This is a genomic window from Psychrobacillus sp. (genome assembly GCF_056205495.1).
Window position 1 is genome coordinate 1 of the sequence record NZ_JBAEAP010000221.1, and the last position, 3,578, is coordinate 3,578.

Genomic DNA, 3,578 nt, shown 5'->3' on the forward strand with positions numbered 1-3,578 from the left:
TGCATCGACAGGTACGCAAGAGTCGTTCTCGGGTGGCTGATCAATGTCATACTAAAGCTAGGATCCTTTACATCAGAAGGATCGATTACCGCTATTTCTAGTGGTACCCCTCCTACAAGCTGTTGGAGCTTACTAATATACATGGAAGGCAACTGAGCCTTCCCTTCACTATCGGCAATAGCATAGGAAACATACAAATAGTGAGAAGGCGTAGCAAAAGCTTTATAAGTCAAGTAATTTTCATCGAGCAATCTCATTCGAGAAGTCGGTGCCAGCTCAAAGCCTACTTGTGCAAACCACTCACGCTCCGTATCCGACAGCAAGCCCTCGTGATCGATTCTTTTTGGAAACACTCCATCGTTTACTCCAACTACAAATACCGCTTTTATATTCGTCAGACGCGCAGTATCCACATTTCCAACAATCACCTGATCAATCGATGGAGGAATGCGAGAAAACTCTAACTGGTCATAGCCCTCGTCAAGTATTTTCATAGTTTCTTCGAGAGACATTTCCTTTTCTCCAAACATTAGAACAAATTGATCTAGCACATCGACCCATTCATTCCACGCTTGGTCATGCTCTGTAGCCAGCAACAGCTGTCCGCTTTCCTCCTCCATTTCTTTAAGGTTTTGCAGTTTTTCGTACACCTGTAAGGATTCCATAAAGGTATAAAGTGCAATAGCAATTTCTTTTCCTGTATTACACCCCTCCAGGTCATCTGCCAAATTCTTTATCGGTTGGATAAGAATATCTCTCGCCGCATGAATATCAGCCTGAATACTAAGCTCTTCATCCGTTTGTACCTTTGAATAGAATTCTAGGCCTCTATACTTTTTGTACACCCATCTTCGACTATCAAACCATCTATCCCCGTATATACCAAAGGACAGTACGAAATTCTCTAAACGATCTGCTCGCTCTCTCCACATCGTTTTAGGCGCATCAATCGGGAAGAAAAGATCCGTTTTAATCGCTCGGAACATCGGCTCATACTTCCAATCAGATTGAATAATTTCTAAAACCGTTCTGCTGAGCTCAATCAGAGGATGGTGAAGCATAGATTTCTTTTTACTTATGAAAAATGGGATTTCATATTGGGAAAAGGTTGTCTCTATTAGCCCTTCATAACTTTCAGTATCTCGGTGTAATATTGCCATTTCGTTATAGCGGACATTTTTAAAATGGGCTAAATCTCTAATTTGTCTAGCAACCGCATGAATCTCAGCACGTCTATTCATTGCCTCCGTTAGTCTTAATGCTCCGTTAGACATAATTTGAGGAGCTGGTATTTGGTCGAAATTAGCTTCAATATGAGCAAGCTCTTCTGCTACAAACCGTCTTTGATCTGTAAAATGCATCGTTTCCTCTACCTGAACGTTTTCAGCCTGAGCCATTTCAATTAATCTAGCAGCTGTATTAGCAGGCTGGAAGAAAAGAGATTGCTCATCATAGGCATCTGAAAGACTCTCCATTGGCAGTGCGATAGATAGTCTTTTTACCTTTTTCATCAATGCTTGGATAATTTCTAGCTCTCGAGCGGTAAAAGAGGTGAACCCATCAATATAAATTTCTGAGGTTTCCAATAGATAGGAGTCCTTAATATTATTTGCGAGTAGTGTTAAATACCCTTCTCCGTCTACATAGCTTGTCCCTAGCCTTTGTTCGATTAAATCAAGCATCATCATAATATCAGAGGATTTATCTAATAATGTTTGAGGGGCATCGACAGCCTTTAAGCTGCTAAAGGCATTGCTCATCGAAGAGGAGTCCACACAATACCGACTAAATTCCTTCAATAGCACCTCTATTTGGTCGGTGAACCCTCGCTTAGTAGATGCACGCTTAAACAAAGTAAATTCGTCCTTGGTGTCCTCTAATAAGCTACGAATAAGCATGCGATAGCCAAAGCCGCTAATCTCTTCTTTAGCTATACCACCTGTTTCTTGAAGAACACGCCAAGCAAGTCGTTTAAATGTACTCACTTGGGCGCGAATAATTCCAGTTACCCCTGAATCAGCGGCCATGTCATATTCACTGGAAAATGACATTTGGTCAGGTACTATATAAAAAATCGGATCTCCGAATGGAGCCGCATCTACTGATTGAACAATTTCTTGTTGCATAAACTTTGTCTTACCGGATCCAGACCGACCACTAATAATTCGTAATGACAAGCTAAACAAGCTCCTTTCCATAAAAAAACCGAATAATCTCCTACTCTCTATTGTACAAAACATAGTCAAGTGAGGGAAATTATTCGGACGTAAAATTGAAGGTAGCATCTGCCAATGGAAGGTATTTGAATTTAACCTCTCCAATAACTTCATCTTTATCTATAAAATGAAAATACCGACTGTCTAGACTGGCAATTCGATTATCTCCAAGTACAAAAAGCTTGCCTTTCGGTACCGTATTACTGCCAGTTAGTTCAAGTAAATTAAAGTCTTCCGTAAAATGTTCATCTGGATTTTTATAAGCAAGATTACTTTCTAGAAATGGCTCCTTTACCTGTTTTTCGTTCACAAACAGCTCATCATTTTCATACCGGATTGTGTCTCCTGGCAACCCAATGACACGCTTTACAAAGTCTTCCTCTCCATTGTTAAAGATGATGACATCCATACGGTTGATCGGTGAGATTTTACTAATTAAAACTCTATCCTTATCCGCAAGGGTTGGCATCATCGACTTACCACTAACTTCATAATTTGTTACAAGAAACATTCGAACTACGACTACAATAGCTATAGCGATAGTTATGGCAATGACCCATTCCATTGTCTCCTGCTTAAATTTACTCAAATGTCTCTCCTCTTTTTCTCTTTCTTTTTATATTGACTCCACTTATGTCTTCTTCTACTCTCTTTTCAATTCTTTTTTCCACACGCTTTCCAATAAACCATAAGATAGCAATGATTAGGATAACAATTGCAGTTCGAACCGGTTGTGTAACAAGCGCTTTAAGATCTGAGCCGATAAAGCTAACGACAAAAATCATAATGAGCTTTCCTGAGGCTACAGTCCATAAATACGTATGTTTTTTTATATTCGATAACCCTGCCACGATATTAACCAGAGCAGATGGAGTAAAAGGGAAACAGATCAATAGGAATAGTGGTCCAAAACCATTCCTCTCTACCCATAATATTAATTTTTGTATTCTTTCATGCCTAGTTATAAAACCTAAAACTCTGGCCCGTCCATATTTACGTATAACTAAAAATACTGTATAGGCTCCAACAAAGGAACCAACCCAGGATAATAAAAATCCAAACAATAAACCATAAGCAGCTACGTTAGCAACGATAAAAACCACTAATGGTAAAAATGGCAGAAAGGCTTCCAGAAAGGGCAGAAGAATGCCGATAATCGGGCCAAGTGTCCGATATTCTTTTGTTAAATCTGTAAGTGTCTCAAACGATAACCAATCTGGCATGTCTCTCTCCTCCGCCTATGTATATTTATACTTTCCCCTTTTATTGTATACATAAAACTATATTCTTATAGTATAATTTTTTCATTATGTAAAAAGGATGTGAATATTTTGTGAATAGATCTTTCGCGAGCGGAATGCG

At 39.2% G+C, this 3,578-nt stretch carries 3 protein-coding genes; all 3 read right to left on the minus strand.

Annotation, left to right across the window (positions count from 1 at the left end; translation table 11 throughout):
- Window positions 1-2,177: helicase-exonuclease AddAB subunit AddB (locus AC06OU_RS06330; RefSeq protein WP_475854715.1), on the minus strand; the 2,177-nt coding region annotated here is incomplete at its 3' end.
- Window positions 2,178-2,256: 79 nt separating this feature from the next.
- Window positions 2,257-2,805 carry a signal peptidase I gene (lepB, locus tag AC06OU_RS06335; protein ID WP_285841708.1) on the minus strand — a complete coding sequence of 183 codons (549 nt, stop codon included), beginning with the start codon at window positions 2,803-2,805 and terminating at the stop codon, window positions 2,257-2,259.
- Window positions 2,798-3,439: a TVP38/TMEM64 family protein gene (locus AC06OU_RS06340; RefSeq protein ID WP_475854717.1), complete on the minus strand. Its 642-nt coding sequence runs from the start codon at window positions 3,437-3,439 to the stop codon at window positions 2,798-2,800. The genes lepB and AC06OU_RS06340 overlap by 8 nt, the downstream gene beginning before the upstream one ends.
- Window positions 3,440-3,578 lie beyond the last annotated feature (139 nt).